This is a genomic window from Streptomyces sp. NPDC047081 (assembly GCF_040643775.1).
In the GTDB taxonomy this organism is placed as follows: Bacteria; Actinomycetota; Actinomycetes; order Streptomycetales; family Streptomycetaceae; genus Streptomyces.
The window spans coordinates 116646-143625 of sequence record NZ_JBEYUY010000007.1; the positions used below are offsets into that span (position 1 = coordinate 116646).

Sequence of the window (26980 nt, forward strand, 5' to 3'; positions counted from 1 at the left end):
CGTGAACGGCCGGTGAACGCAGGCCTCCGGGCATCCGATAGCCTCTGCCGAATGCCGCCGCCTGGAGCGTCCAAGGGGCGCCCCCACCAATGCAGATGACCGGCGCCAGGGCGTCGGCACCCAGGGAGTGAGTTCGGTTGTCGACCGCCATCCTCACCGGTCAGCCGGTCCCCGGATCGTCGATCGAGGGCGATCTGCGGTCCCTCGGCTTCGACGTCCGGGTCGCCGCCGACGCCGCGGACGCCGAGCGGCTGGTCGCCGAGGCGCCCTGCGACCGGCGGGTGGCCCTCGTCGACGCCCGCTTCGTCGGCCACCTGCACGCACTGCGCCTCGGCCTCACCGACCCGCGCTTCCCGCTCGCCGCGATCCCCGGCGCCGTCACCGCACAGCCCGGGGGCCGGGCCGCGCTCACCCGCGCACTGGCCCGCGAGAACTCGGCAGGCGGCGGTACGGCTCTCGCCGTGGACAGCCTCGCCGACCGCCTCGTGACCGCGCTGGCCGCCGAGGACGCGGGCGTCCACCACGCCGAGCTCGGCAGCCTGGTCGCCGCCGTCCCGGCCGACCCGCAGGCCCGCAACGAGGCACGGCAGGCCGTCGCCGACGTCGACGACGAAGCCGTACGCCTCAAGTCGGCCGTGAAGTCCCGCGACGGCTTCTTCACCACCTTCTTCATCAGCCCCTACTCCCGCTACATCGCCCGCTGGTGCGCCCGCCGCGGTCTGACCCCGAACCAGGTCACCACCGCCTCCCTGCTCACCGCGCTGATCGCGGCGGCCTGCGCGGCCACCGGCACCCGCGGCGGCTTCGTCGCGGCCGGCGTCCTGCTCATCGCGTCCTTCGTACTGGACTGCACCGACGGGCAGTTGGCCCGCTACTCGCTGCAGTACTCCACGCTCGGCGCCTGGCTGGACGCCACCTTCGACCGCATCAAGGAGTACGCCTACTACGCGGGGTTGGCGCTGGGTGCGGCCCAAGGCGGCGACGACGTATGGGCGTTGGCGCTCGGCGCGATGATCCTGCAGACCTGCCGGCACGTCGTCGACTTCTCCTTCAACGAGGCCAACCACGACGCGACCGCCAACACCAGCCCCACGGCGGCCCTTTCGGACAAGCTCGACAGCGTCGGCTGGACGGTCTGGGTACGCCGGATGATCGTGCTGCCGATCGGCGAGCGCTGGGCGATGATCGCCGTCCTCACGGCGCTCACCACGCCCCGGATCACCTTCTACGTGCTGCTCGTCGGCTGCGCGTTCGCGGCGACCTACACGACCGCGGGGCGGGTGCTGCGGTCGCTGACGCGGAAGGCGCAGCGCACGGACCGGGCGGCGACGGCGCTCGCGGAACTCGCCGACAACGGGCCCCTCGCGGACGGAGTGGCCGCGCTGATGCGCCGGCTGCCGGGCTGGGAACGGCTCGGCTCGCCCTTCCTGGCCGCCCTGGTCGCCACCGCGATGCTGCTGACCGTCGCCGGCACGGAGGGCTACGGCAACGCTCGCCTCGTCGCCTTCGCCGTCGTGTACGTCTGGGCCTCGGCCGCCGCGGTGGGCCTGCGCCCGCTCAAGGGCGCCCTCGACTGGCTCGTCCCGCCGCTCTACCGCGCCGCCGAATACGGCACCGTCCTGATCCTCGCGGCCAAAGCGGACGTGAACGGAGCGCTTCCTGCGGCTTTCGGCCTGGTAGCGGCTGTCGCCTACCATCACTACGACACGGTGTACCGCATCCGCGGCAACGCCGGAGCGCCCCCGGCCTGGCTGGTGCGCGCCGTCGGGGGGCACGAAGGGCGGACGCTGCTCGTCACCGTCCTGGCCGCGACGCTCACCGCTTCGCAGTTCAAGGTCGCGCTCACGGCGCTCGCCGTGGCCGTCGCCCTCGTGGTGCTCGTCGAGAGCATCCGCTTCTGGGTGTCCGCAGGGGCGCCCGCCGTACACGATGAAGGAGAAACCGCATGATCGGCCTCGTGCTGGCGGCGGGCGCCGGGCGGCGTCTGCGCCCCTACACCGACAGCCTGCCCAAGGCGCTGGTGCCGGTGGGGCCTGCCGGTATAGAGGACTCGATCACGGTGCTCGACCTCACCCTCGGCAACTTCGCCGAGATCGGCCTGAGCGAGGTCGCGATCATCGTCGGCTACCGCAAGGAGGCCGTGTACGAGCGCAAGGCGGCCCTGGAGCAGAAGTACGGCCTCAAGCTCACCCTCATCGACAACGACAAGGCCGAGGAGTGGAACAACGCCTACTCCCTGTGGTGCGGCCGTGACGCCCTCAAGGACGGAGTGATCCTCGCCAACGGCGACACCGTCCACCCGGTCTCCGTCGAGAAGACCCTGCTCGCCGCGCGCGGCGAGGGCCGGCGCATCATCCTGGCCCTGGACACCGTGAAGAACCTCGCCGACGAGGAGATGAAGGTCGTCGTCGACCCCGAGAAGGGCATGACGAAGATCACCAAGCTGATGGACCCCGCCGAAGCCACCGGCGAGTACATCGGCGTCACCCTCATCGAGGGCGACGCCGCCCCCGAGCTGGCCGACGCCCTCAAGGCCGTCTGGGAGACCGACCCGCAGCAGTTCTACGAGCACGGGTACCAGGAACTGGTGAACCGAGGCTTCCGGATCGACGTGGCGCCGATCGGCGACGTCAAGTGGGTCGAGATCGACAACCACGACGATCTCGCCCGTGGACGGGAGATCGCGTGCCAGTACTGACGAGGCTGATTCCGTCCCCGGTCGTCGTGGACATCCGCCCGGGTGCCCTCGACGACCTGGCCTGCGTGCTCGCCGACGAGCGGATCTCGCACTCCGGCAAGCTCGCCATCGCGGTCAGCGGCGGCTCCGGCGCGCGGCTGCGTGCCCGGCTCGAGCCCACCCTGCCCGGCGCGACCTGGTACGAGGTCGGCGGCGGCACCATCGACGACGCCGTGCGGCTGGCCGGTGACATAAAGGCCGGCCACTTCGACGCGGTCGTCGGGCTCGGCGGCGGCAAGATCATCGACTGCGCCAAGTTCGCGGCGGCGCGCGTCGGCCTCCCACTGGTCGCCGTCGCCACCAACCTGGCGCACGACGGCCTGTGCTCGCCGGTCGCCACGCTCGACAACGACGCGGGCCGCGGCTCCTACGGCGTGCCGAACCCGATCGCGGTCGTCATCGACCTGAACGTGATCCGTGAGGCACCCGTCCGCTTCGTGCGCTCCGGCATCGGCGACGCGATCTCCAACATCTCCGCGGTCGCGGACTGGGAGCTCGCGGGCCGGGTCAAGGGCGAGAAGATCGACGGACTCGCCGCGGCCATGGCCCGCCAGGCCGGCGAGGCGGTGCTGCGGCACCCGGGCGGCGTCGGCGACGACGGCTTCCTGCAGGTGCTGGCCGAGGCGCTGGTCCTCACCGGTATCGCCATGTCCGTGTCGGGCGACTCCCGCCCGTCCTCCGGCGCCTGCCACGAGATCAACCACGCCTTCGACCTGCTCTACCCCAAGCGCGCCGCCGCCCACGGCGAGCAGTGCGGCCTGGGCGCGGCCTTCGCGATGTACCTGCGCGGAGCCCACGAGGAGTCCGCCTACATGGCCGAGGTGCTGCGCCGGCACGGACTGCCGGTGCTCCCGGAGGAGATCGGCTTCACCGTGGACGAGTTCGTCCGCGCCGTGGAGTTCGCCCCCGAGACCCGCCCCGGCCGCTACACGATCCTCGAACACCTCGACCTGAAAACCGACCAGATCAAGGACACATACGCCGACTATGTCAAGGCCATCGGTAGCTGAACTCCGCCCGGTCGTCCACCCCGCAGGGGTCAAGGACCGGCGCAGCGGTGAGCACTGGATGGGACGCCTCTACATGCGTGAGGTGTCCCTGCGGGTCGACCGCTACCTGGTGAACACCAGGGTCACGCCCAACCAGCTCACGTACCTGATGACCGTCTTCGGCGTGCTCGCGGCCCCGGCACTGCTCGTGCCGGGGATCCCGGGCGCCGTGCTCGGCGTGGTCTGCGTCCAGATGTACCTGCTGCTGGACTGCGTCGACGGCGAGATCGCGCGCTGGAAGAAGCAGTACTCGCTCAACGGCGTCTACCTGGACCGGGTGGGCGCCTACCTCACCGACGCCGCCGTGCTCGTCGGCTTCGGGCTGCGCGCCGCCGACCTGTTCGGCAGCGGCCGTATCGACTGGCTGTGGGCCTTCCTCGGCACCCTCGCCGCGCTCGGCGCGATCCTGATCAAGGCGGAGACCGACCTGGTCGGCGTCGCCCGGCACCAGGCCGGCAAGCCGCCCGTCCAGGAGTCCGCCGCCGAGATGCGCTCCTCCGGCATGGCGCTGGCCCGCAAGGCCGCGTCCCTGCTGAAGTTCCACCGGCTGATCCTCGGCATCGAGGCGTCCCTGCTGATCCTGGTCCTGGCCGTCGTCGACAACATGCGCGGCGACCTGTTCTTCTCCCGCCTCGGCGTCGCCGTACTGGCCGGGATCGCGCTGCTCCAGACCCTGCTGCACCTGGTCTCCATCCTCGCGTCGAGCAGGCTGAAGTGACCGGCATGAAGGTCGGCGCGGTGATCATCACCATGGGCAACCGCCCCGACGAACTCCGCGCCCTGCTCGACTCGGTCGCCAAGCAGGACGGCGACCGCGTCGAGGTGGTCGTGGTCGGCAACGGCTCGCCCGTCCCGGACGTCCCCGACGGCGTGCGGACCGTCGAGCTGCCCGAGAACCTCGGCATCCCCGGCGGGCGCAACGTCGGCATCGAGGCCTTCGGCCCCAGCGGCCGCGACGTCGACATATTGATGTTCCTCGACGACGACGGACTCCTCGCCGGCCACGACACCGCCGAGCTGTGCCGCAAGGCCTTCGAGGCCGACCCGAAGCTCGGCATCATCAGCTTCCGCATCGCCGACCCCGACACCGGGGTCACCCAGCGCCGCCATGTGCCGCGCCTGCGCGCCGCCGACCCGATGCGCTCCTCCCGGGTCACCACCTTCCTCGGCGGCGCCAACGCCGTACGCACCCAGGTCTTCGCCGAAGTCGGCGGGCTGCCGGACGCGTTCTTCTACGCCCATGAGGAAACCGACCTCGCATGGCGGGCCCTCGACGCGGGCTGGATGATCGACTACCGGTCCGACATGGTGCTGTTCCACCCCACCACCGCGCCCTCGCGGCACGCGGTCTACCACCGCATGGTCGCCCGCAACCGGGTCTGGCTCGCCCGCCGCAACCTCCCCGCGCTCCTGGTCCCGGTCTACCTCGGGGTCTGGCTGCTGCTCACCCTCGTCCGCCGCCCGTCGCGGCCCGCGCTCAGGGCGTGGTTCGGCGGGTTCCGGGAGGGCTGGACCACGCCCTGCGGCCCGCGCCGGCCCATGAAGTGGCGCACCGTGTGGCGGCTGACCCGACTGGGCCGGCCCCCTGTGATCTGACAAGCTCGTTCCTGTGAGCCAGAAGAAAGTTTCCCCCAGTGAGTGAGACAACCCACGACGCCACGGTCGCCCTCGGCACCGGCGTGTCGTCCGACGAGGGCCTTACGGCGGGCGGGCTCGCCGCCAAGTACGGCCTGACCGTCAGCGGCGCCCGGCCCTCCCTCGTCGAGTACGTCCGCCAGCTCTGGGACCGGCGTCACTTCATCCTCGCCTTCTCCCGGGCGAAGCTGACCGCCCAGTACAGCCAGGCGAAGCTCGGCCAGCTCTGGCAGGTGGCCACGCCGCTGCTGAACGCGGCCGTGTACTTCTTCATCTTCGGCATGATCCTCAAGGCGAACCGCGGCCTGGACCACGACGTCTACATCCCGTTCCTGGTCACCGGCGTCTTCGTGTTCACCTTCACGCAGAGCTCCGTGATGGCCGGCGTCCGCGCGATCTCCGGCAACCTCGGCCTGGTCCGCGCGCTGCACTTCCCGCGCGCCTCGCTGCCGATCTCCTTCGCGCTCCAGCAGCTCCAGCAGCTGCTGTACTCGATGATCGTGCTGTTCGCGGTGGCCGCCGCCTTCGGCAGCTACCCGGACCTGTCCTGGCTCCTGATCGTCCCGGTGCTGGTCCTGCAGTTCCTCTTCAACACCGGCCTCGCGCTGATCTTCGCCCGCGCCGGCTCCAGGACCCCGGACCTGGCGCAGCTGATGCCGTTCGTGATGCGTACGTGGATGTACGCGTCGGGCGTGATGTTCTCCATCCCGATCTTCCTGGCCGACAAGCCGCAGTGGCTGGCCAACGTCCTGCAGCTGAACCCGGCCGCCATCTACATGGACCTGATGCGCTTCGCGCTCATCGAGGGCTACGGCTCCGAGAACCTCCCCGACCACGCCTGGGCGGTCGCGCTCGGCTGGGCGGTGCTCATCGCCTTCGGCGGCTTCGTGTACTTCTGGAAGGCGGAGGAGAGGTACGGCCGTGGCTGAGCAGCAGGAAGAGCGCATCCCCACCGTCATCTCCGACGAACTGCACATCGTCTACCGCGTGCACGGCGCCAAGACCGGCAAGGGCAGCGCCACGGCCGCTCTCAGCCGTATCCTCAAGCGCGGCGAGGAGCGCGGGGTGCGCAAGGTGCACGCGGTCAAGGGCGTCTCCTTCGTCGCCTACCGCGGCGAGGCCATCGGTCTGATCGGTTCCAACGGCTCCGGCAAGTCGACCCTGCTGCGCGCCATCGCTGGTCTGCTGCCCGCCGAGAGCGGCCGCGTCTACACCAACGGCCAGCCCTCCCTGCTGGGCGTCAACGCCGCCCTGATGAACGACCTCACGGGCGAGCGCAACGTCATCCTGGGCGGGCTCGCGATGGGCATGACCCGCGAGCAGATCAGGGAGCGTTACCAGGGGATCGTCGACTTCTCCGGCATCAACGAGAAGGGCGACTTCATCACCCTGCCGATGCGGACGTACTCCTCCGGCATGGCGGCCCGCCTGCGCTTCTCCATCGCCGCCGCCAAGGACCACGACGTCCTCATGATCGACGAGGCGCTGGCCACCGGTGACCGGAAGTTCCAGATCCGCTCCGAGGAGCGCATCCGCGAACTGCGCAAGGAGGCCGGCACGGTGTTTCTCGTCAGTCACAGCAACAAGTCGATCCGCGACACCTGCGACCGCGTCCTGTGGCTGGAACGCGGCGAGCTGCGCCTGGACGGACCGACCGAAGAGGTCCTCAAGGAGTACGAGAAGTTCACGGGCAAGTAGTCCACCCGGCCCTGGACGCAACTGGCCAGGACGGATCGCAGGGCCCCGCCGCAACCTTCGCGGCGGGGCCCCGCGTCTGCAAAGGAAACGTCAACTCGGCTTGGCCTTAGGAATCTTGACGCCAATCGGTGTGTTGTTGTGATGTGCAGGACACCCCAGGGAAGCGCGCTGCGTTGTACAACGTAAGCTGTACCGGTCCCGAAACGCGGCAAAGTGGGGCGATAATGCGCGACACCCGCAAGCGGGACAGCCGTGCGGACAGCCGGGCGGCGTGTCCGAAATAGTGGGTATTGGGTCTGCGGTGTAGAACGGGAGATGTGACGGCAATGGCTACGGAAACTCCCCAGCTCAGTGCAGCTGCCTGTGCCGTCCCCGCCACGGGCGGCGAGCGGTGACGGGAACCGGTGCCACGCGCCCCGCCGATCCGGAGCGCGGCACACTCGACAAGGCCGCGAGCGAGAACTTCCCCGTGGCGCCCTTCTTCCTGCCCAGGGCCTGGCGCGACGACCTCATGGCCGTGTACGGCTTCGCCCGCCTCGTCGACGACATCGGCGACGGCGACCTGGCCCCCAGCGGCGCCGACGCCGCGCTGCTCGGCGTGTCGCCCGCGGACGCCGAGGACCGGCTGCTCCTGCTGGACGCCTTCGAGGCCGACCTGAACAGGGTCTTCTCCGGCGAGCCCCGCCACCCTCTGCTGCGCCGCCTGCAGCCCACCGTCCGGCGCCGCTCGCTCACCCCCGAGCCCTTCCTCGGCCTGATCGCCGCCAACCGCCAGGACCAGCTCGTCAGCCGCTACGAGACCTACGACGACCTGCTTGCCTACTGCGAACTCTCGGCCAATCCGGTCGGCCGCCTGGTCCTCTCCGTCACCGGCACCTCGACCCCCGAGCGGGTCCGGCTCTCCGACGCGATCTGCACGGCCCTGCAGATCGTCGAACACCTGCAGGACGTCGCCGAGGACCTCGGCCGCGACCGCATCTACCTGCCCGCCGAGGACATGAAGCGCTTCCATGCCCAAGAGTCGGATCTGGCCACGAAAAGCGCGGGCGCATCGGTGCGCGCACTGGTTGCATACGAAGCAGAACGCGCCCGGAATCTCCTGAATGAAGGCGCCCCCCTGGTGGGTAGCGTCCACGGCAGGTTGAAGCTGCTGCTCGCGGGGTTCGTGGCGGGAGGAAGGGCGGCGATCCACGCGATCGCCGCCGCCGAATACGACGTACTTCCCGGCCCGCCCAAGCCCGGCAAGCTCCGGCTGCTGCGTGAGGTGGGCGTGACTCTGCGAGGAGAGGGGTGATCCGGACCGTGGAGTCGGAACAACACGTGTCCGCACCGGTACTCGCCGCCTACAGCTACTGCGAGGCCGTCACCGGACAGCAGGCACGTAACTTCGCGTACGGCATCAGGCTGCTGCCGACGCCCAAGCGCCGCGCGATGTCGGCGCTGTACGCGTTCTCCCGGCGCGTCGACGACATCGGCGACGGCGCGCTGGCGGACGACGTCAAGGCGGCGAGACTCGAGGACACCCGGGCGCTGCTGACCCGGGTGCGCGGGGGCGAGGTCGCCGAGGACGACATCGACCCGGTCGCGGTCGCCCTCGCCCATGCCGCGGAGGTCTTCCCGATCCCGCTCGGCGGCCTGGACGAGCTGATCGACGGCGTGCTGATGGACGTGCGCGGCGAGACCTACGAGACCTGGGACGACCTGAAGGTCTACTGCCGCTGTGTCGCGGGCGCCATCGGACGCCTCTCGCTCGGCGTGTTCGGCACGGAACCGGGAGCGCGCGGCGCCGAGCGCGCATCCGAGTACGCCGACACCCTCGGGCTCGCGCTGCAGCTCACCAACATCCTCAGGGACGTCCGCGAGGACGCCGAGGGCGGGCGCACCTATCTGCCCTCCGACGACCTCGCGAAGTTCGGGTGCTCGGCCGGCTTCAACGGCCCGACCCCGCCGGAGGGCTCCGACTTCGCGGGCCTCGTGCACTTCGAGGTGCGACGGGCCCGCGCCCTTTTCGCCGAGGGCTACCGGCTGCTCCCCATGCTCGACCGGCGCAGCGGCGCGTGCGTCGCCGCCATGGCCGGCATCTACCGCCGCCTGCTCGACCGCATCGAGCGCGACCCCGAGGCGGTACTGCGCGGCCGGGTCTCGCTGCCCGGGCGCGAGAAGGCGTACGTCGCCGTCCGCGGCCTGTCCGGCCTCGACACCCGGCATGTGACCCGGAGGACCGTCAGGAGGCGCGCCTGATGGACGCGTGCCCAATGGACAAAAGGGTCCAAGGTGATTCCACCGGAGAAAAACGGCACGCAACCCTCCGGGTGGGGACCGCGTCCCTGACTGCAACGGCCTGCCGTGCACGGTTCAACCACGGCGGTCGCGCAGGGGAGGGCGCACGATGAGCGAGGGCACACAGTCCGAGGGGCCGGCCGCCGACGTCCCGGGACGGGGCGGGCGGGACGCCGTCGTGATCGGCGGCGGGCTCGCCGGCATCACCGCGGCGCTCGCACTGGCCGACGCGGGCGTCCGCGTCACCCTGATCGAGGGCAGGCCGAGACTGGGTGGTCTCGCCTTCTCCTTCCAGCGCGGCGAACTGACCGTCGACAACGGACAGCACGTCTACCTGCGCTGCTGCACCGCCTACCGCTGGTTCCTCGACCGCATCGAGGGAACGGCGCTGGCGCCGCTGCAGGATCGTCTCGACGTGCCCGTTCTCGACGTCGACAAGCCCGAGGGGCGGCGCCTTGGACGGCTGCGGCGCGACGCGCTGCCGGTACCGCTGCACCTGGGGCGCAGCCTCGCCACGTATCCGCACCTCTCGCTCGCCGAGCGGGCCAGGGTGGGGCGTGCCGCGCTCGCGCTCAAGGGGCTCGACCTCGCCGATCCGAACCTGGACACGCAGGACTTCGGCAGCTGGCTGACCGCGCGCGGTCAGTCGGCACGTGCCGTCGAGGCCCTGTGGGACCTGGTCGGGGTCGCCACCCTCAACGCGGTCGCGGGCGACTCCTCGCTGGGGCTCGCCGCGATGGTGTTCAAGACCGGTCTGCTGTCCGACCCGGGCGCGGCCGACATCGGATGGGCGCGCGTCCCGCTGGGCGAACTGCATGACCGGCTCGCCCGCAAGGCGCTCGACTCCGCGGGCGTGCGTACCGAGGTCCGTACACGCGTCACCTCCATCTCTACTGACGAGAACGGGCGTTGGACCGTTCAGGTTCCCGGCGAGACCCTCACCGCGGACGCCGTGGTGCTCGCCGTACCCCAGCGCGAGGCGCATGACCTGCTGCCGGACGGTGCGCTCGACGCCCCCGAAAATCTTCTTCGGATCGGCACCGCGCCGATCCTCAACGTCCATGTCGTCTACGACCGCAAGGTGCTCGACAAGCCGTTCTTCGCGGCCCTCGGCACCCCCGTCCAGTGGGTCTTCGACCGCACCGACGCATCCGGGCTGCGCGAGGGCCAGTACCTCGCCCTGTCCCAGTCGGCGGCGCACGACGAGATCGACGAACCGGTCGCCGCGCTGCGCGAGCGCTATCTGCCCGAGTTGGAGCGGTTGCTTCCGGGCACGCGCGGCGCGGAGGTGAAGGACTTCTTCGTGACCAGGGAGCGCACGGCGACGTTCGCTCCGACCCCGGGCGTCGGACGGCTGCGGCCCGGCGCCCGTACGAAAGCCCCCGGCCTCTACCTGGCCGGAGCGTGGACCGCCACCGGGTGGCCCGCGACCATGGAGAGTGCGGTCCGCAGTGGGGTGAGTGCGGCGGACGCCGCGCTCGCCGCCCTGGGCCGGCCCCGCCCGAGCCACCTCTTCGAGTTCGAGGAGGCGGCCTGATGCTCGACCAGCAGGCGGCAGGCGGCCCCCGCACCCCCGGTACCGCAACAAGAGGAGAGACTGTGCCCACTGTGCCCCCGGCCGAGACGGCTGCCGACGCGGTGGACGTGACCGCGCTCCTGGAGCGCGGCCGGACCCTTGCCACACCGGTACTGAAGGCGGCCGTGGACCGCCTGGCCCCTCCCATGGACACCGTTTCCGCCTACCACTTCGGCTGGATCGACGCCGACGGCAACCCCGCGGCCGGCGACGGCGGCAAGGCCGTGCGCCCCGCCCTCGCGGTCCTGTCCGCCGAGGTCACCGGCGCCGCACCCGAGGTCGGCATCCCCGGCGCCGTCGCCGTCGAACTGGTCCACAACTTCTCGCTCCTGCACGACGACCTGATGGATGGCGACGAGCAGCGCCGGCACCGCGACACGGTCTGGAAGGTGCACGGCCCCGCCCAGGCGATCCTGGTCGGCGACGCCCTGTTCGCCCTGGCCAACGAGGTGCTCCTGGAACTCGGCTCGGTCGAGGCCGGCCGCGCCACCCGCCGGCTGACCAGCGCCACCCGCGCCCTGATCGACGGCCAGGCGCAGGACATCTCCTACGAGCACCGCGACCGCGTCAGCGTCGAGGAGTGCCTGGAGATGGAGGGCAACAAGACCGGCGCCCTGCTCGCCTGCGCCTCCTCCATCGGCGCGGTCCTCGGCGGCGCGGACGACCGCACCGCAGACACGCTGGAGAAGTACGGCTACCACCTCGGCCTCGCCTTCCAGGCCGTCGACGACCTCCTCGGCATCTGGGGCGACCCGGTGTCCACCGGCAAGCAGACCTGGAGCGACCTGCGCCAGCGCAAGAAGTCCCTGCCGGTCGTGGCCGCGCTCGCGGCGGGCGGACCCGCCTCCGACCGGCTCGGCGAGATCCTCGCGGCCGACGCCAAGAGCAGCGACTTCGAGAACTTCTCCGAGGAGGAGTTCGCCGCCCGCGCCGCCCTCATCGAGGAGGCGGGCGGCCGCGAGTGGACCGCCGAAGAGGCCCGCCGTCAGCACACCATCGCCATCGAGGCCCTCGACGCCATCGACATGCCCGACCGGGTACGGGCCCAGTTCGCGGCGCTCGCCGACTTCGTCGTCGTACGAAAGAGATGATCACTATCGGTCGAATAACCCTCGCGTAGTCGCCGGCCGGTGCCGAAGGCACCACCAGGGCACCGGCCGACGGCGGACCCACAGCAGCACGACTCGCACGACTGCACGAAGGGGAAGCCATGACAGCGACGACCGACGGAAGCACCGGGGCCCTGCCGCCCCGGGCAGCCTCGGCCAGCGAAACCGACAGCACGAGCCCCGTGGCGACGGGGGTGCACGACGTCGCCGTACGCGCGGTACAACGTTCCACCGACTTCCTGCTCTCCCGGCAGGACGCCGAGGGCTGGTGGAAGGGCGACCTCGAGACCAATGTGACGATGGACGCCGAGGACCTGCTGCTGCGCCAGTTCCTGGGCATCCTCGACGAGACCACCGCGCACGCCGCGGCGCTGTTCATCCGCGGCGAGCAGCGCGAGGACGGCACCTGGGCCAGCTTCTACGGCGGCCCCGGCGAACTCTCCACCACCATCGAGGCGTACGTCGCGCTGCGGCTGGCCGGCGACGAGCCGGACGCCCCTCACATGGCGAAGGCCTCGGCGTGGATCCGCGCGCGGGGCGGGATCGCCGCCTCCCGGGTGTTCACCCGGATCTGGCTCGCGCTGTTCGGCTGGTGGAAGTGGGAGGACCTGCCCGAACTCCCGCCGGAGCTCATCTACTTCCCCAAGTGGGTCCCGCTCAACATCTACGACTTCGGGTGCTGGGCCCGGCAGACCATCGTCCCGCTGACGATCGTCTCCGCGAAGCGGCCGGTGCGGCCCGCGCCCTTCCCGCTCGACGAGCTGCACACCGACCCGGACAACCCCAACCCGCCCAAGCCCCTTGCTCCGGCGGCCAGTTGGGACGGCGCCTTCCAGCGCCTCGACAAGGCGCTGCACCAGCTGCGCAAGGTCGTACCGCGCAGACTGCGCAGGTCGGCGATGAACTCCGCGGCCCGCTGGATCATCGAGCGACAGGAGAACGACGGTTGCTGGGGCGGCATCCAGCCGCCGGCCGTGTACTCGGTGATCGCGCTGTACCTGCTGGGCTACGACCTCGAACACCCCGTGATGCGCGAGGGGTTGGCCTCGTTGGACCGTTTCGCCGTGTGGCGCGAGGACGGCGCCCGGATGATCGAGGCCTGCCAGTCGCCCGTGTGGGACACGTGCCTCGCGACCATCGCGCTGGTCGACGCGGGCGTGCCCGCCGACCACCCGCAGCTCGTCAAGGCCGCCGACTGGATGCTCGGCGAGGAGATCGTCCGGCCCGGCGACTGGGCCGTGAAGCGACCCCAACTGCCGCCCGGTGGCTGGGCGTTCGAGTTCCACAACGACAACTACCCCGACATCGACGACACCGCCGAGGTGGTCCTGGCCCTGCGCCGGGTCAAGCACCACGACCCGGAGCGGGTGGACAGGGCGATCGGGCGCGGGGTGCGCTGGAACCTCGGGATGCAGTCGAAGAACGGGGCCTGGGGCGCCTTCGACGTCGACAACACCAGCCCGTTCCCCAACCGGCTGCCGTTCTGCGACTTCGGCGAGGTCATCGACCCGCCGTCCGCCGACGTCACCGCGCACGTGGTCGAGATGCTCGCGGTCGAGGGCCTCTCGCACGACCCGCGCACCCGGCGCGGCATCGAGTGGCTGCTCGCCGAACAGGAGCCGGACGGCTCGTGGTTCGGGCGCTGGGGCGTCAACTACATCTACGGCACCGGGTCCGTCGTACCCGCCCTGGTCGCGGCCGGATTCCCCGGCGCGCACCCGGCGATCCGGCGGGCCGTGGCCTGGCTGGAGTCCGTCCAGAACGACGACGGAGGCTGGGGCGAGGACCTGCGCTCGTACAAGGACGCCAAGAAGTGGAGCGGCAAGGGCGCCTCCACCGCCTCACAGACCGCGTGGGCGCTGATGGCGCTGCTCGCGGCGGGGGAGCGGGACTCCAAGGCCGTCGAGCGCGGTGTCGAGTGGCTCGCGGCCACCCAGCGCGAGGACGGTTCCTGGGACGAACCGTACTTCACGGGGACCGGCTTCCCCTGGGACTTCTCGATCAACTACCACCTCTACCGGCAGGTGTTCCCGCTCACCGCCCTGGGCCGGTACGTCAACGGCGAGCCCTTCTCCGTGAAGCCTCTCGCCGAGGTCAAGGAGGGCTGATGAGCACTCAGCCCGCCCCGGCCCCCCTGCTGATCGCCTGCGCGCTCGGCATCGAGCACCTCGCCCTGCGCACCGGCGACCGCGGCGGTGCCGGCGGGCCCGTCACCGTGCTCCGCACCGGCATGGGGCCCCGGGCGGCCGAGCGCTCGGTCACCCGGGTCCTCGCCGACCCGGCGCTTCGCGAGGCCGCCGTGCTGGCCACCGGCTTCTGCGCGGGCCTCGCCCCCGGTATGCACCCCGGCGACCTCGTGGTCGCCGAGGAGACCCGGGACCCGGACGGAACCGTTCCGTGCGTGGGAACCGACCTACTCGTCAAGGAGCTGGTACGGGCCGTGCCCGGGCGCACCGTGCACACCGGACCGCTCACCGGCTCCGATCACGTCGTCCGCGGTCAGGAACGGTCGGATCTGCTCGCGACCGGCGCAATCGCGGTCGACATGGAATCCGCGGCGACGCTCCTGAGCGCCGTTCGCGCCGGTGAGCGCCCCGTTGCGGCCGTACGGGTGGTCGTGGACGCTCCTGAACATGAACTCGTCCGGATCGGCACAGTGCGCGGTGGAATATCGGCTTTCCGCGTCCTTCGTTCCGTACTTCCAGCTTTCTTCGAATGGCACCGTAATTTGCTGCTCCCCAGGAGGTGAGCCAGATGGCCATGCCGCTGCGTCAGTCCATCAAGGTCGCTACATACTTGGCCGAACAGAAGCTCCGCAAGCGGGACAAGTTCCCGCTGATCGTGGAGCTGGAACCCCTCTTCGCATGCAACCTGAAGTGCGAGGGCTGCGGCAAGATCCAGCATCCGGCGGGCGTGCTCAAGCAGCGCATGCCGGTCGCGCAGGCCGTCGGGGCGGTGCTCGAGTCCGGTGCTCCGATGGTGTCCATCGCGGGCGGTGAGCCCCTGATGCACCCTCAGATCGACGAGATCGTGCGGCAGTTGGTGGCGAAGAAGAAGTACGTCTTCCTCTGCACCAACGCCATGCTGCTGCGCAAGAAGATGGACAAGTTCAAGCCCTCCCCGTACTTCGCCTTCGCGGTGCACATCGACGGGCTGCGCGAGCGGCACGACGAGTCCGTGGCGAAGGAGGGCGTGTTCGACGAGGCCGTGGAGGCGATCAAGGAGGCCAAGCGGCGCGGCTTCCGGGTCACCACCAACTCGACCTTCTTCAACACCGACACCCCGCAGACCATCATCGAGGTGCTCAACTTCCTCAACGACGACCTCAAGGTCGACGAGATGATGATCTCGCCCGCCTACGCCTACGAGAAGGCCCCCGACCAGGAGCACTTCCTCGGCGTCGAGCAGACCCGCGAGCTGTTCAAGAAGGCCTTCGCGGGCGGCAACCGCCGCAAGTGGCGGCTCAACCACTCGCCGCTCTTCCTGGACTTCCTGGAGGGCAAGGTCGACTTCCCGTGCACGGCCTGGGCGATCCCGAACTACTCGCTCTTCGGCTGGCAGCGCCCCTGCTACCTGATGAGCGACGGGTACGTGCCGACGTACCGCGAACTCATCGAGGAGACCGACTGGGACAAGTACGGCCGCGGCAAGGACCCGCGCTGCGCCAACTGCATGGCGCACTGCGGCTACGAGCCCACCGCCGTCCTCGCCACCATGGGTTCGCTCAAGGAGTCCCTGCGCGCGATGCGCGAGACGGTCTCCGGAAACCGGGAGTGACGTCGTGACCGCCATTCCTCTGGGCCTCCCCGAGGTACCGGCCCGGCCCGTCGCCGAGCGGCGCGTGTCGCGGCGGATCCAGGTCGGGCCGGTGGCGGTCGGGGGCGGGGCACCGGTGTCGGTGCAGTCGATGACGACGACCCGTACGTCGGACATCGGCGCCACGCTCCAGCAGATCGCCGAGCTCACCGCGTCCGGCTGCCAGATCGTGCGCGTGGCCTGCCCGACGCAGGACGACGCGGACGCGCTGGCCACCATCGCCCGCAAGTCCCAGATCCCGGTCATCGCCGACATCCACTTCCAGCCGAAGTACGTGTTCGCGGCGATCGAGGCCGGGTGTGCCGCGGTGCGGGTGAACCCCGGCAACATCAAGAAGTTCGACGACCAGGTGAGGGAGATCGCGCGGGCCGCCAAGGACCACAGCACGCCGATCCGGATCGGGGTCAACGCCGGGTCGCTCGACAAGCGCCTGCTGCAGAAGTACGGCAAGGCGACCCCGGAGGCGCTCGTCGAGAGCGCGCTGTGGGAGGCCTCGCTCTTCGAGGAGCACGACTTCCGGGACATCAAGATCTCGGTGAAGCACAACGACCCGGTCGTGATGATCGAGGCGTACAAGCAGCTCGCCGCCCAGTGCGACTACCCGCTGCACCTCGGCGTGACCGAGGCGGGCCCGGCGTTCCAGGGCACGATCAAGTCGGCGGTGGCCTTCGGGGCGCTGCTCTCGCAGGGCATCGGCGACACGATCCGGGTCTCACTGTCCGCGCCTCCCGCCGAGGAGGTCAAGGTCGGCATCCAGATCCTGGAGTCGCTGAACCTCAGGCAGCGACGCCTGGAGATCGTGTCGTGCCCGTCCTGCGGGCGCGCCCAGGTCGACGTCTACAAGCTGGCCGACGAGGTCACGGCGGGCCTGGACGGCATGGAAGTCCCGTTGCGGGTAGCCGTGATGGGTTGTGTGGTCAACGGTCCCGGCGAGGCGCGGGAGGCGGACCTGGGGGTCGCCTCCGGCAACGGCAAGGGGCAGATCTTCGTCAAGGGCGAGGTCATCAAGACCGTGCCCGAGTCGAAGATCGTGGAGACCCTCATCGAGGAGGCGATGAAGATCGCCGAACAGATGGAGCAGGACGGCGTCGCGTCGGGGGAGCCGGCCGTCACCGTGAGCTGAAACAGCACGGACCGAAGGGGGCCCGAGCGTGACCATTCTGGAGAACATCCGGGGACCACGCGACCTTAAGGCGCTGTCCGAGGCGGAACTCGGTGAACTGTCCGAAGAGATCAGGGAGTTCCTGGTGCACGCGGTGGCCAGGACCGGCGGACACCTCGGGCCCAACCTGGGGGTGGTGGAACTCTCCATCGCCCTCCATCGGGTCTTCGAGTCGCCCGTCGACCGCATCGTCTGGGACACCGGCCATCAGAGCTATGTGCACAAACTGCTGACAGGCCGTCAGGACTTCTCGAAGCTGCGCGGCAAGGGCGGCCTCTCCGGCTACCCGTCGCGCGAGGAGTCCGAGCACGACATCGTCGAGAACAGCCACGCCTCCACGGCGCTCGGCTGGGCCGACGGGCTCGCCAAGGCCCGCCAGGTGCAGGGCGAGAAGGGGCACGTGGTCGCGGTCATCGGCGACGGCGCGCTGACCGGCGGCATGGCCTGGGAGGCGCTGAACAACATCGCCGCCGCCAAGGACCGTCCGCTGATCATCGTCGTCAACGACAACGAGCGCTCGTACGCGCCGACCATCGGCGGTCTCGCCAACCACCTGGCCACCCTGCGCACCACGGACTCGTACGAGAAGGTGCTCGCCTGGGGCAAGGACGTGCTGCTGCGCACGCCGGTCGTCGGCAACACCATCTACGAGTCGCTGCACGGCGCGAAGAAGGGCTTCAAGGACGCGTTCGCCCCGCAGGGCATGTTCGAGGACCTGGGCCTGAAGTACGTCGGTCCGATCGACGGGCACGACGTCGGGGCCGTCGAGTCCGCGCTGCGCCGCGCGAAACGTTTCCACGGCCCGGTGCTGGTCCACTGCCTCACGGAGAAGGGCCGCGGCTACGAGCCCGCCCTCGCCCACGAGGAGGACCACTTCCACACCGTCGGCGTGATGGACCCGCTCACCTGCGAGCCCCTCGCGCCCTCCAACGGGCCTTCCTGGACCTCGGTGTTCGGCGACGAGATCACCGCGATCGGGGAGGAGCGGGAGGACGTCGTGGCGATCACGGCGGCCATGCTGCACCCGGTGGGGCTCGGCAAGTTCGCGGCGCGGTTCCCGGACCGGGTGTGGGACGTGGGCATCGCCGAGCAGCACGCGGCGGTGAGCGCGGCCGGCCTCGCGACCGGCGGGCTGCACCCGGTCGTCGCCGTCTACGCCACCTTCCTCAACCGTGCCTTCGACCAGCTCCTCATGGACGTGGCCCTGCACCGCTGCGGTGTGACCTTCGTCCTGGACCGGGCCGGCGTCACGGGCGTCGACGGGCCCTCCCACAACGGCATGTGGGACATGTCCATCCTCCAGGTCGTACCGGGGCTCAGGATCGCCGCCCCGCGCGACGCCGACCAGCTGCGGGCGCAACTGCGCGAGGCCGTCGCCGTCGACGACGCGCCGACGCTGGTCCGCTTCCCGAAGGAGTCGGTCGGGCCCGAGATCCCGGCGATCGACCGGGTCGGCGGCCTCGACGTCCTGCACCGCGGCCCGGACACGCCCGAGGTGCTGCTCGTCGCCGTCGGCGTGATGGCGCCCGTCTGCCTGCAGGCCGCCGAACTGCTGGAGGCCCGCGGGATCTCCTGCACGGTCGTCGACCCCCGCTGGGTCAAGCCCGTCGACCCGGCGCTCCCGGGCCTCGCCGCCGAACACCGGCTGGTGGCCGTCGTCGAGGACAACAGCCGCGCGGCCGGCGTGGGCGCCGCGGTGGCGCTGGCGCTCGGGGACGCCGAAGTCGACGTACCCGTACGGCGGTTCGGCATCCCGGAGCAGTTCCTCGCGCACGCCAAGCGCGGCGAGGTGCTGGCCGACATCGGGCTCACGCCCGTCGAGGTCGCCGGGCGGATCAGCGCGAGCCTCGCGGTCAAGGAGGCCGAGGACACCCTGGCCGTCAAGGAACAGCTGGACGGCACAGTCAAGGAGAAGGCTGAATGACCAAGGAGTTCGACCTCGGCGCACTCTTGGCCGAGCGCGGAGCCGAGCGCTACGAGCTGCACGGGAAGTACCTGAACCACCAACTCCCGCGCATGCTCCACACCATCGGCTTCGACAAGGTCTACGAGCGCGCCGAGGGCGCCCACTTCTGGGACGCGGACGGCAACGACTACCTGGACATGCTCGCCGGGTTCGGGGTGATGGGCCTGGGCCGCCATCACCCGGTCGTCCGCAAGGCGCTGCACGACGTCCTCGACGCCCAGCTCGCCGACCTCACCCGCTTCGACTGCCAGCCGCTGCCCGGACTGCTGGCCGAGAAGCTGCTGACGTACAGCCCGCACCTGGACCGCGTGTTCTTCGGCAACAGCGGCACGGAGGCCGTGGAGACCGCGCTGAAGTTCGCCCGGTACGCCACCGGCAAGCCCCGGATCCTCTACTGCGACCACGCCTTCCACGGCCTGACCACCGGCTCCCTGTCGGTCAACGGCGAGGACGGCTTCCGCGACGGCTTCGCCCCGCTGCTGCCCGACACGGCCGTACCGCTCGGCGATCTCGACGCCCTGGCAAGGGAGTTGAAGAAGGGCGACGTCGCCGCCCTGATCGTCGAGCCGATCCAGGGCAAGGGCGTGCACGAGGCACCTCCCGGCTATCTGCGCGCGGCCCAGGAACTCCTGCGCAGGCACAAGGCGCTGCTCATCGCCGACGAGGTGCAGACGGGCCTCGGCCGGACCGGCGACTTCTACGCCTACCAGCACGAGGACGGCGTCGAGCCGGACCTGGTGTGCGTGGCGAAGGCGCTGTCGGGCGGCTATGTCCCGGTCGGGGCCACGCTGGGCAAGGACTGGATCTTCAAGAAGGTCTACTCGTCCATGGACCGGGTGCTGGTCCACTCGGCGAGCTTCGGATCCAACGCCCAGGCCATGGCGGCGGGCCTCGCCGTGCTGTCCGTCATGGAGAACGAGCAGATCGTCGCGGGCGCCCGTGCTACCGGGGAGCAGTTGAAGTCCCGGCTCGCCGCGCTGATCGACAAGTACGAGCTGCTCGCCGACGTCCGCGGGCGCGGCCTGATGATCGGCATCGAGTTCGGCAGGCCCAAGTCGCTGAAGCTGCGCAGCCGTTGGACCATGCTGCAGGCCGCGCGCAAGGGCCTGTTCGCGCAGATGGTCGTCGTACCGCTGCTGCAGCGGCACCGGATCCTCACCCAGGTCTCCGGGGACCACCTGGAGGTGATCAAGCTGATTCCGCCGCTGATCGTCGGCGAGCAGGACGTGGACCGGTTCGTGGACGCGTTCACGGCCGTGATGGACGACGCGCACAGCGGTGGCGGGCTGATGTGGGACTTCAGCAAGACGCTGGTGAAGCAGGCGGTCGCCAACCGGTAGGGCCTGCGATCCGGGCTTTTGCCTCTGAGGCAAGAAATTTGCCGCTGAGGCAAAGTCCCGGCTGAATGGAGGCATGAGCTCTTCGGAAGCCGAAGCGGAGCTGCCCGCCGTCGCGCCCCAGCTGCGCGCCCTGCGCCGCCGTGCCTCCCTCACCCTGGAGGCCGCGGCAGGCGCCGCCGGGCTGTCACCGGCCCATCTCTCCCGGCTGGAGACCGGGCAGCGCCAGCCCTCGCTGCCGATGCTGCTCGCGCTCGCCCGTATCTACGGTACGACGGTCTCGGAGCTGCTCGGCGAGACGGTCGCCGACCGGGACGCGATCGTGCGCGCGGCCGACATGGAGCCGACGGCGGCGGGCGGCTGGACCTACTTCCAGGCCGGGGCGCCCGGCCGCGGGATGCAGGCCCTGCGCGTCCAGGTGCCGCACGGCTCCCAGGGCGACATCGTGCGCGTGCACCCCGGCGAGGAGTGGCTGTACGTGCTGCGCGGACGGATGCGGCTGCGGCTCGGCGACACCACGCACCGGCTCGGTCCGGGCGACAGCGCGCACTTCGACTCGCTGACCCCGCACCGCATCGCCGCCCAGGATCCCGACGGCGTCGAGCTCCTGTTCGTCCACACCCTGCTGCAGAGCCCCACGGCCACGCTGTGCCTGGGCCCGATCACCGGAGACACGCCATGAGCGAACGGAACATGGAGGAGAAGTTCCCCCGCGCCCTCTGGGTGCGCCTGATCGTCTACATCGCCGTCGGACACCTCTTCGCGGCCTTCATCTACCTGCTGTTCGCGGTGGGCGCCAAGTAGCCGGTACGACGGCAGGGGCCCCGGTACTCGACGAGTACCGGGGCCCCTGCCGCGTACTACCTGCGTACTGCTTGCGTACTACTTGTGGGCCTTGAAGCCGCAGTCCTTGACGTCGATCCGGACGACCTGGGGGTCGTGGTCGCTCGCCTGGTCGGCGAACTCGGAGTTGATGTGGACGACGTCGTAGTCGTAGTGGGTGATGGAGGGGCTGGTCAGGATGTGGTCCAGGGTCTGGCTGTTGCCGTCGTAGACGTAGCTGTAGCGCTCGGCGGCCGGGAGGGTGGTGATGAGGTCCGTGAGGACGTCGCCGTTGTCCGTGAGGGTCTTGACCGCGTCCGAGAACTCGTAGTCGTTCAGGTCGCCGAGGGCCACGATCTGGGCCTTGGGGTCGGCGTCCAGGAGGCTGTCGACGAAGGCGTTCTCCTCCTCGGCCTGCAGCTTGCGCTGCGTCTCCGAGGAGCGGGTCGGCTCCTGGTAGCGGCCGTGCATGGGCTGGTCGCCGCCCTTGGAGTTGAAGTGGTTGGCGATCACGAAGACCGTCTTGCCCTGGAACCGGAACTCGCCGACCAGCGGCTTGCGGCTGCTGCTCCAGGCGGTGCTGGTGGGGTCGATGCGGCCCGGGGAGGCGGACAGGTGGGCCGCGCCCTTGCGGTCCTTGACCACCGACACGGCCGTGGTGGAGGCGTCACCGGTGGAGGCGCGGTCCACGAAGGAGACGCGCTGGGGGTTGAACAGGAAGACCTGGCGGATGTTGCCGCCGGGCTCGCCGCCGTCCTCGTCGTTGACCGGGTTGATGTACCGCCACGAGTACCTCGGGCCGCCGGCCGCCACGATGGCGTCGGTGAACTTCGTCAGCGTCGCCTCGGAGGAGACCGTGCCGTCGTCGGTGGCGCCGTTGTCGTCCTGGATCTCCTCCAGGGTGACGATGTCGGGCTTCGACAGGTTGGTGACGATGCCCTTGGCGAGCCGGGCGAACTTGTCGTCGCTGTCGGTCGGGTCGAGGTTCTCGACGTTGTACGTGGCCAGCGCCAGCTCGTCGCCCTTCTGCCGGCGCGTCACCTCCTGCTTGAGGCCGTTGTCGACGGCCGTGCCGGTGGTGGCGGCGGTCGGCGCGAGCAGGTAGCCGCCGAAGTCGGAGTAGTCGACCGGGCCCGTGGTGGTGCCGGACAGCTCGTCACCGACGTTGAGGACCGGCGTGGTGCCGTCGGCCGAGACGATCTCGATACGGCCGGTGTTCTGCTGGTCGTAGCCGCCGTAGATGGTGCCGCCGCGCTTGGTGGGGTTCTCGCCGGGCTTGGCGGTGACGAACATCTCGCCGTAGCTGTTGGTCGGGCCGGTCACGCGGGCGTCGGTGACCGAGGCGCGCATGCCCTCGATGGACTCGTAGAAGTCCTGCGAGTACTCGGTCGGCTGGAGGGTCAGGCCCTCGATGCTGCCGCCGTTGTTCGTCGGGGTGTACGCGTCCGGGATGGTGGAGTCGTTCAGGGCGACCGCGTCCGGGAGCGCGTTGCCGCTGGACAGTGTGGTGGAGACCGGGCTGCCGAGTTCGGTGACCGACTGGGCGGTGGAGGACGGGTAGTACTCCGAGACCTTGCCGCTGACCAGCACCGAGTCGCCGACGGAGACGGTGGGGGTGGCGGAGCCGGTGTAGACGAACAGGCCCTCGCTGGTGGCGGGGTCGGAGTCCGGGTTCGGGTCCTGGATCCAGTAGCCCTTGCTGCCGGTGGTGCGGACGGCGGTGACGATGCCCGGGACGCCCACGACGCTCTGGCCCTTGAGGGGGGAGATACGGGTGGTGCCCTGGATGTCGTGGATCCGGAAGGGGCCGGGAGCCGTCGGGCCGCCCGTACCGCCGCCGCTGCCGCCGCTCGCGGTGTCGCCCGCGCTGTTGGTCGGGGTGGGCGTCCCGGCCGTGAAGTCCGCCGAGTTGTCGTCTGTGTCGGCGAGCGAGGCGGCCCGGGACACGGAGGTGGTGTTGCTCGCCGTCGGCGCGGCGGTGGCCTCGCGGACGACGGCGGTGCCGTAGCCGAGGAGGTCCACGACATTGGCGTCGCCGGTGCAGTCGGCGACGGTCTTGCAGGTCAGGGCCGTGGTGCTCTTGACCAGGGCCACGGTGCCGCTGCCCGCGGCCATCGCGATGCTGCCACTGGCGTCCGCGGTCGGCAGCGCGGTCGTGCCGCCGGCGCCGGCGGCCTCGGAGATCAGGTAGTCACCGCCGGCCGGGAGCGACCCGGTGAGGGGGGTGACCTGCCACAGCGAGCTCGCGGAGGCGGCGGCCGGCAGGTACTGCAGGCTGTAGCCGTCCAACGGGAAGGCCGCCGTCGAGCGGTTGGCGAGCTCCACGAAGTCGTTCGTGAGCGTCGCCCCGGAGTTGCCTCCGCCGCCGTACGCCTCCGAGATGACGGCGTTCGCCGACGGGGTGGCGAACGCGGCGGGCAGCGGTGCCACGATGACGGCCGCGGTGGCGGTGGCGGCTATGAACGCGGCGCTTGCCACGCGCGATGCGCTGGGTCTGTGAATCTGCACGAGGGTTGACTCCTTCAACGTCCGCCGGAGAAACGGCACATGAGGTGCTGACGACCGGTGGGATCCATGCGATCGGCTGAGGTTACGCGCGTAGAAAATGGCGTGACAAGGGGCGTGCGGTTAAATCTGTGGGTCCAGCAGGTATGTGAGCGTCCGTCAGCCGCGCCACATGACGGGACCGGCCCCGCCGCGGCATCCTCTCCGCGGCGGGGCCGGTCCCGTTTGCTCCCGGCCGAACGCGCCCTAGTCGAGCAGCCGTTCCCGCAGCCGCTCGCGCATCTCGGGCGTGACCCCCAGTCCCTGCGCCAGATAGGTGTCCACGCCGCCCCATGTCTCCTCGATGGTGTCGAAGGCCGCTGTCAGGTACTCGGCGCGGGCCTCGAACAGGGGGCTGAGGAGCTCCATCACCTCGGGGGAGTAGTCCGCGGGGGAGGAGCCGCTGCGGCGCACCTTGTAGCGGCGGTGCTTGGCGTTGGACTCCAGGTAGTCGGCGACGATCGCCTCGCGCTCCACATCCAGGGCGAGCAGCGTCACAGCTATGGACAGCCCCGCGCGGTCCTTGCCCGCCGCACAGTGCATCAGCGCCGGCACGCTGTCCTCGGCCAGCGAGCGCAGTACGCGCGCGTGCTCGCCGGTGCGCTGCTTGATGATCGTGCGGTACGAGACGATCATCCGGTTGGCGGCCTTGCCGTCGCCGAGGATCTCCCGCAGCTGCTCGATCTCGCCGTCCCTGACCATCTTCCAGAACCCGGCCCCGTCCGCCGGGTCCGTCAGCGGCAGGTTCACATTGCGCACCCCCGGCAGCTCGACGTCCGGGCCCTCCAGCTTCTGGTCCGCCGCGTTGCGGAAGTCGAAGATCGTGTGCAGACCCAGGGAGGAGAGGAACTCCGCGTCCTCCTCCGTCGCGTGCGCGAGGTGGCCGCTGCGGAACAGCACTCCGTACCGCACCCGCCGTCCGTCCACCGTCGGCAGCCCACCCACGTCACGGAAATTGCGGACACCGGACAGCTCGGGCTCGGTCGAGGGGATCTGCTGCGTCACGGGGGCTCCTCCCACTCGCCCGCCGTCGCGGCTCGCCGACGGGCACCTTCCCGACGATACGACATGGGTTCCTGAGGCAATGAGTTGTCCACAGGCGTTGCAGTCCGACCCGCGGCCCTTGATGATGTTGCCGATTGATCGCACCTGTTCGAATGTGTGGGGGCTTGATGCTGGAGATCTCCGACCGCGGCCGTACCTGGGTTCTCTCCGGGCCGACCAGCAGTTACGCCGTCCACCTCACCGAGGGTGACGAGCTGCTGCATCTGCACTGGGGGCCGCGGATCGCGCTCGCCGACGCCGAGGCGCTCGCCGAGCGTCCACTGCCCGTCTACCGGCCCTTCGAGTCGCAGCTCGACGGCCACGAGGAGTACCCGGTCGAGGGCGGCCCCCGCTTCGCCCGCCCCGCCCTGTCCGTGCGCACCGATGAGCGCCGCGGCACCGAGTGGACCTTCGAGGCCTACGAGGCGGAGGGCGACCACCTGCGGCTGCGCTTCCGGGACGGCGGCCTGGCCGTCACGCTGCACTACCGGATGCGCCACGACGTCGTGGAGCGCTGGGTCGAGCTGGGCAACGAAGGGCCCGCCCTGGAGCTGCTGCGGGCCGACTCCGCCACCTGGACCCTGCCCGACCGCGAGGACTGGCGCCTGTCCCAGCTGCACGGCCGCTGGGCCGCCGAGTCCCTGCTCACCGCCGCGCCGCTCACCTACGGCGAGAAGATCATCGGCAGCCGCCGCGGCCACACCGGACACCAGCACCTGCCCTGGGTCGCCCTCGACACCGACGCCACCGAGGAGCGCGGCGAGGTCTACGGCTGCGCGCTCGGCTGGTCCGGCTCCTGGCGCATCGCGGTGGCGCAACTCCCGGACGCGCGCGTGCAGATCACCGGCGGTGCCGGCTACGACGACTCCGGGCTGCTGAGGCTGGAGTCGGGGGAGTCGTACACCACCCCCGTCTTCGCCGGCCTGTGGAGCGACGGCGGCTTCGGCGGTGCGAGCCGGGCCTGGCACGCGTACCAGCGCGCGTACGTGATCCCGGACGCCGAGCAGGACCGCCCGGTGCTGTTCAACTCCTGGGAGGCCACCGAGTTCGACATCTCCGAGGAGCAGCAGGGCACGCTCGCCCGGCGGGCCGCGGCGATCGGCGTCGAGCTCTTCGTCGTCGACGACGGCTGGTTCGGCGAGCGCACCAGCGACCGCGCCGGGCTCGGCGACTGGACGCCCAACCCCGACCGCTTCCCCAAGGGCCTCGCACCGCTCGCCGACTACGTGCACGCGCTCGGCATGCAGTTCGGCATCTGGGTCGAGCCCGAAATGGTCAATCCGGACAGCGAGCTCTACCGCGCCCACCCCGACTGGGCGCAGTTCCAACCGGGACGAAAGCGGATGGAATTCCGCAATCAGCTCGTCCTCAACCTCGCCCGCGAGGACGTCCAGGAGTACCTCTGGGAGCGCCTCGACACACTCCTGACCAGCGCCCCGATCGACTACGTCAAGTGGGACTTCAACCGCTGCTTCACCGACGCCGGCTGGCCCGGCGAGGCCTATCCGCAGCGCCTGTGGGTCGACCATGTGCGCGCCTTTTACGCCCTGTTGGACCGCCTGCGGGCCGCCCACCCCGGCGTCGCCTTCGAGTCCTGCTCGGGCGGCGGCGGCCGGATCGACCTCGGCGTCATGAGCCGTACCGACCAGGTGTGGACCTCCGACAACACCGACCCGCTGGACCGGCTCGCCATCCAGCACGGCTTCAGCCAGATCCACCCCGCGCGCGTGATGGCCGCCTGGGTCACCGACAGCCCCAACACCCAGCTCAACGGCCGGATCAGCTCGCTGCGCTTCCGCTTCGTGAGCTCCATGGCCGGTGTGCTCGGGGTCGGCGGCGACCTCACCCAGTGGACCGAGGAGGAGCTCGCCGAGGCCGGTGAGTGGGTTGCCCTCTACAAGGAGATCCGCCCGCTCGTGCAGCACGGCGACCTCTACCGGCTGCGCCCGCCGACGGGCGGCCTGAGCGCGGTCCAGTACGTGCGCGGCGACGAGACGGTCGTCCTCGCCTGGCTCCAGGCGCAGAGTTACGGCGAACCCGTACCGGCGCTGCGACTGCGGGGCCTCGACCCCACAGCCTCGTACGAATGCCGTGAAACGGGCGAAGTTCACAGGGGTGCCGTATTGCTGCATCACGGACTGTGGACCGGACTGCGCGGCGACCTTGATGCGGCAGTCCTCCGCCTGCGCCGCATCTGAGCCTTCT

General features: G+C 70.5%; 23 protein-coding genes. 21 read left to right on the forward strand and 2 right to left on the reverse strand.

Features of this window, described 5'->3' with window-relative positions; all coding sequences use genetic code 11:
• Window positions 1-137 precede the first annotated feature (137 nt).
• The 20 genes from ABZ848_RS15600 (at window position 138) to ABZ848_RS15695 (ending at window position 21169) form a co-directional block, all read left to right on the forward strand.
• Complete coding sequence (locus ABZ848_RS15600; protein ID WP_360831261.1) at window positions 138-1949, forward strand: DUF5941 domain-containing protein; 1812 nt, start codon at window positions 138-140, stop codon at window positions 1947-1949.
• Entirely contained in the window at window positions 1946-2698 is a 753-nt protein-coding gene (locus tag ABZ848_RS15605; protein ID WP_360831264.1) for a phosphocholine cytidylyltransferase family protein, read from the forward strand. The genes ABZ848_RS15600 and ABZ848_RS15605 overlap by 4 nt, the downstream gene beginning before the upstream one ends.
• Window positions 2686-3747 (forward strand): iron-containing alcohol dehydrogenase family protein, encoded by a 1062-nt coding sequence (locus tag ABZ848_RS15610; protein WP_360831267.1) that lies wholly within the window; start codon window positions 2686-2688, stop codon window positions 3745-3747. The genes ABZ848_RS15605 and ABZ848_RS15610 overlap by 13 nt, the downstream gene beginning before the upstream one ends.
• Window positions 3725-4504 carry a CDP-alcohol phosphatidyltransferase family protein gene (locus ABZ848_RS15615; RefSeq protein WP_360831270.1) on the forward strand — a complete coding sequence of 260 codons (780 nt, stop codon included), beginning with the start codon at window positions 3725-3727 and terminating at the stop codon, window positions 4502-4504. The genes ABZ848_RS15610 and ABZ848_RS15615 overlap by 23 nt, the downstream gene beginning before the upstream one ends.
• Window positions 4505-4509: 5 nt before the next feature.
• Window positions 4510-5382: a glycosyltransferase family 2 protein gene (locus ABZ848_RS15620; protein WP_360831932.1), complete on the forward strand. Its 873-nt coding sequence runs from the start codon at window positions 4510-4512 to the stop codon at window positions 5380-5382.
• Window positions 5383-5420: 38 nt separating this feature from the next.
• On the forward strand, window positions 5421-6350 hold the full coding sequence (locus ABZ848_RS15625) for an ABC transporter permease (RefSeq protein ID WP_360831273.1): 930 nt from the start codon (window positions 5421-5423) through the stop codon (window positions 6348-6350).
• Window positions 6343-7119, forward strand: coding sequence for an ABC transporter ATP-binding protein (locus ABZ848_RS15630; protein WP_360831276.1), 777 nt, complete (start codon window positions 6343-6345; stop codon window positions 7117-7119). The genes ABZ848_RS15625 and ABZ848_RS15630 overlap by 8 nt, the downstream gene beginning before the upstream one ends.
• Before the next feature lie 391 nt (window positions 7120-7510).
• On the forward strand, window positions 7511-8413 hold the full coding sequence (hpnC, locus tag ABZ848_RS15635) for a squalene synthase HpnC (RefSeq protein ID WP_360831279.1): 903 nt from the start codon (window positions 7511-7513) through the stop codon (window positions 8411-8413).
• The gene (gene hpnD, locus ABZ848_RS15640) at window positions 8410-9360 is read left to right on the forward strand and encodes a presqualene diphosphate synthase HpnD (protein WP_360831282.1); all 951 of its coding nucleotides are present in this window, start codon (window positions 8410-8412) and stop codon (window positions 9358-9360) included. The genes hpnC and hpnD overlap by 4 nt, the downstream gene beginning before the upstream one ends.
• Before the next feature lie 14 nt (window positions 9361-9374).
• Window positions 9375-9512, forward strand: coding sequence for a DUF6380 family protein (locus tag ABZ848_RS15645; protein ID WP_360831285.1), 138 nt, complete (start codon window positions 9375-9377; stop codon window positions 9510-9512).
• Complete coding sequence (gene hpnE, locus ABZ848_RS15650) at window positions 9509-10936, forward strand: hydroxysqualene dehydroxylase HpnE (protein WP_360831288.1); 1428 nt, start codon at window positions 9509-9511, stop codon at window positions 10934-10936. Before ABZ848_RS15645 ends, hpnE begins: the two co-directional genes overlap by 4 nt.
• Entirely contained in the window at window positions 10936-12066 is a 1131-nt protein-coding gene (locus ABZ848_RS15655; RefSeq protein ID WP_360831290.1) for a polyprenyl synthetase family protein, read from the forward strand. Before hpnE ends, ABZ848_RS15655 begins: the two co-directional genes overlap by 1 nt.
• Window positions 12067-12185: 119 nt before the next feature.
• Window positions 12186-14192: a squalene--hopene cyclase gene (shc, locus tag ABZ848_RS15660; protein ID WP_360831293.1), complete on the forward strand. Its 2007-nt coding sequence runs from the start codon at window positions 12186-12188 to the stop codon at window positions 14190-14192.
• Window positions 14192-14833 (forward strand): 1-hydroxy-2-methyl-2-butenyl 4-diphosphate reductase, encoded by a 642-nt coding sequence (locus ABZ848_RS15665; RefSeq protein WP_360831296.1) that lies wholly within the window; start codon window positions 14192-14194, stop codon window positions 14831-14833. The genes shc and ABZ848_RS15665 overlap by 1 nt, the downstream gene beginning before the upstream one ends.
• A 5-nt stretch (window positions 14834-14838) precedes the next feature.
• Window positions 14839-15861 (forward strand): adenosyl-hopene transferase HpnH, encoded by a 1023-nt coding sequence (hpnH, locus tag ABZ848_RS15670; RefSeq protein WP_194081685.1) that lies wholly within the window; start codon window positions 14839-14841, stop codon window positions 15859-15861.
• A 4-nt stretch (window positions 15862-15865) separates the two neighbouring features.
• Window positions 15866-17023, forward strand: coding sequence for a flavodoxin-dependent (E)-4-hydroxy-3-methylbut-2-enyl-diphosphate synthase (ispG, locus tag ABZ848_RS15675; protein WP_360831300.1), 1158 nt, complete (start codon window positions 15866-15868; stop codon window positions 17021-17023).
• A gap of 28 nt (window positions 17024-17051) precedes the next feature.
• Window positions 17052-18986 (forward strand): 1-deoxy-D-xylulose-5-phosphate synthase, encoded by a 1935-nt coding sequence (gene dxs / locus ABZ848_RS15680; RefSeq protein WP_360831303.1) that lies wholly within the window; start codon window positions 17052-17054, stop codon window positions 18984-18986.
• On the forward strand, window positions 18983-20368 hold the full coding sequence (locus tag ABZ848_RS15685; RefSeq protein ID WP_360831306.1) for an aspartate aminotransferase family protein: 1386 nt from the start codon (window positions 18983-18985) through the stop codon (window positions 20366-20368). The genes dxs and ABZ848_RS15685 overlap by 4 nt, the downstream gene beginning before the upstream one ends.
• 73 nt (window positions 20369-20441) lie before the next feature.
• Complete coding sequence (locus tag ABZ848_RS15690) at window positions 20442-21047, forward strand: XRE family transcriptional regulator (RefSeq protein ID WP_360831309.1); 606 nt, start codon at window positions 20442-20444, stop codon at window positions 21045-21047.
• Window positions 21044-21169 (forward strand): DUF6126 family protein, encoded by a 126-nt coding sequence (locus ABZ848_RS15695; protein ID WP_360831312.1) that lies wholly within the window; start codon window positions 21044-21046, stop codon window positions 21167-21169. Before ABZ848_RS15690 ends, ABZ848_RS15695 begins: the two co-directional genes overlap by 4 nt.
• Window positions 21170-21247: 78 nt before the next feature.
• Here ABZ848_RS15695 and ABZ848_RS15700 read toward each other — a convergent pair whose 3' ends face one another.
• Together ABZ848_RS15700 and ABZ848_RS15705 are read right to left on the reverse strand one after the other, a co-directional pair.
• The gene (locus ABZ848_RS15700) at window positions 21248-23695 is read right to left on the reverse strand and encodes an endonuclease/exonuclease/phosphatase family protein (protein ID WP_360831316.1); all 2448 of its coding nucleotides are present in this window, start codon (window positions 23693-23695) and stop codon (window positions 21248-21250) included.
• 243 nt (window positions 23696-23938) lie between these two features.
• Window positions 23939-24736, reverse strand: a complete 798-nt coding sequence (locus ABZ848_RS15705) for a tyrosine-protein phosphatase (RefSeq protein ID WP_360831318.1) — start codon at window positions 24734-24736, stop codon at window positions 23939-23941.
• 167 nt (window positions 24737-24903) lie between these two features.
• Here ABZ848_RS15705 and ABZ848_RS15710 point away from each other — a divergent pair, with 167 nt between their 5' ends.
• Complete coding sequence (locus tag ABZ848_RS15710) at window positions 24904-26973, forward strand: alpha-galactosidase (protein ID WP_360831321.1); 2070 nt, start codon at window positions 24904-24906, stop codon at window positions 26971-26973.
• Window positions 26974-26980: the final 7 nt, after the last annotated feature.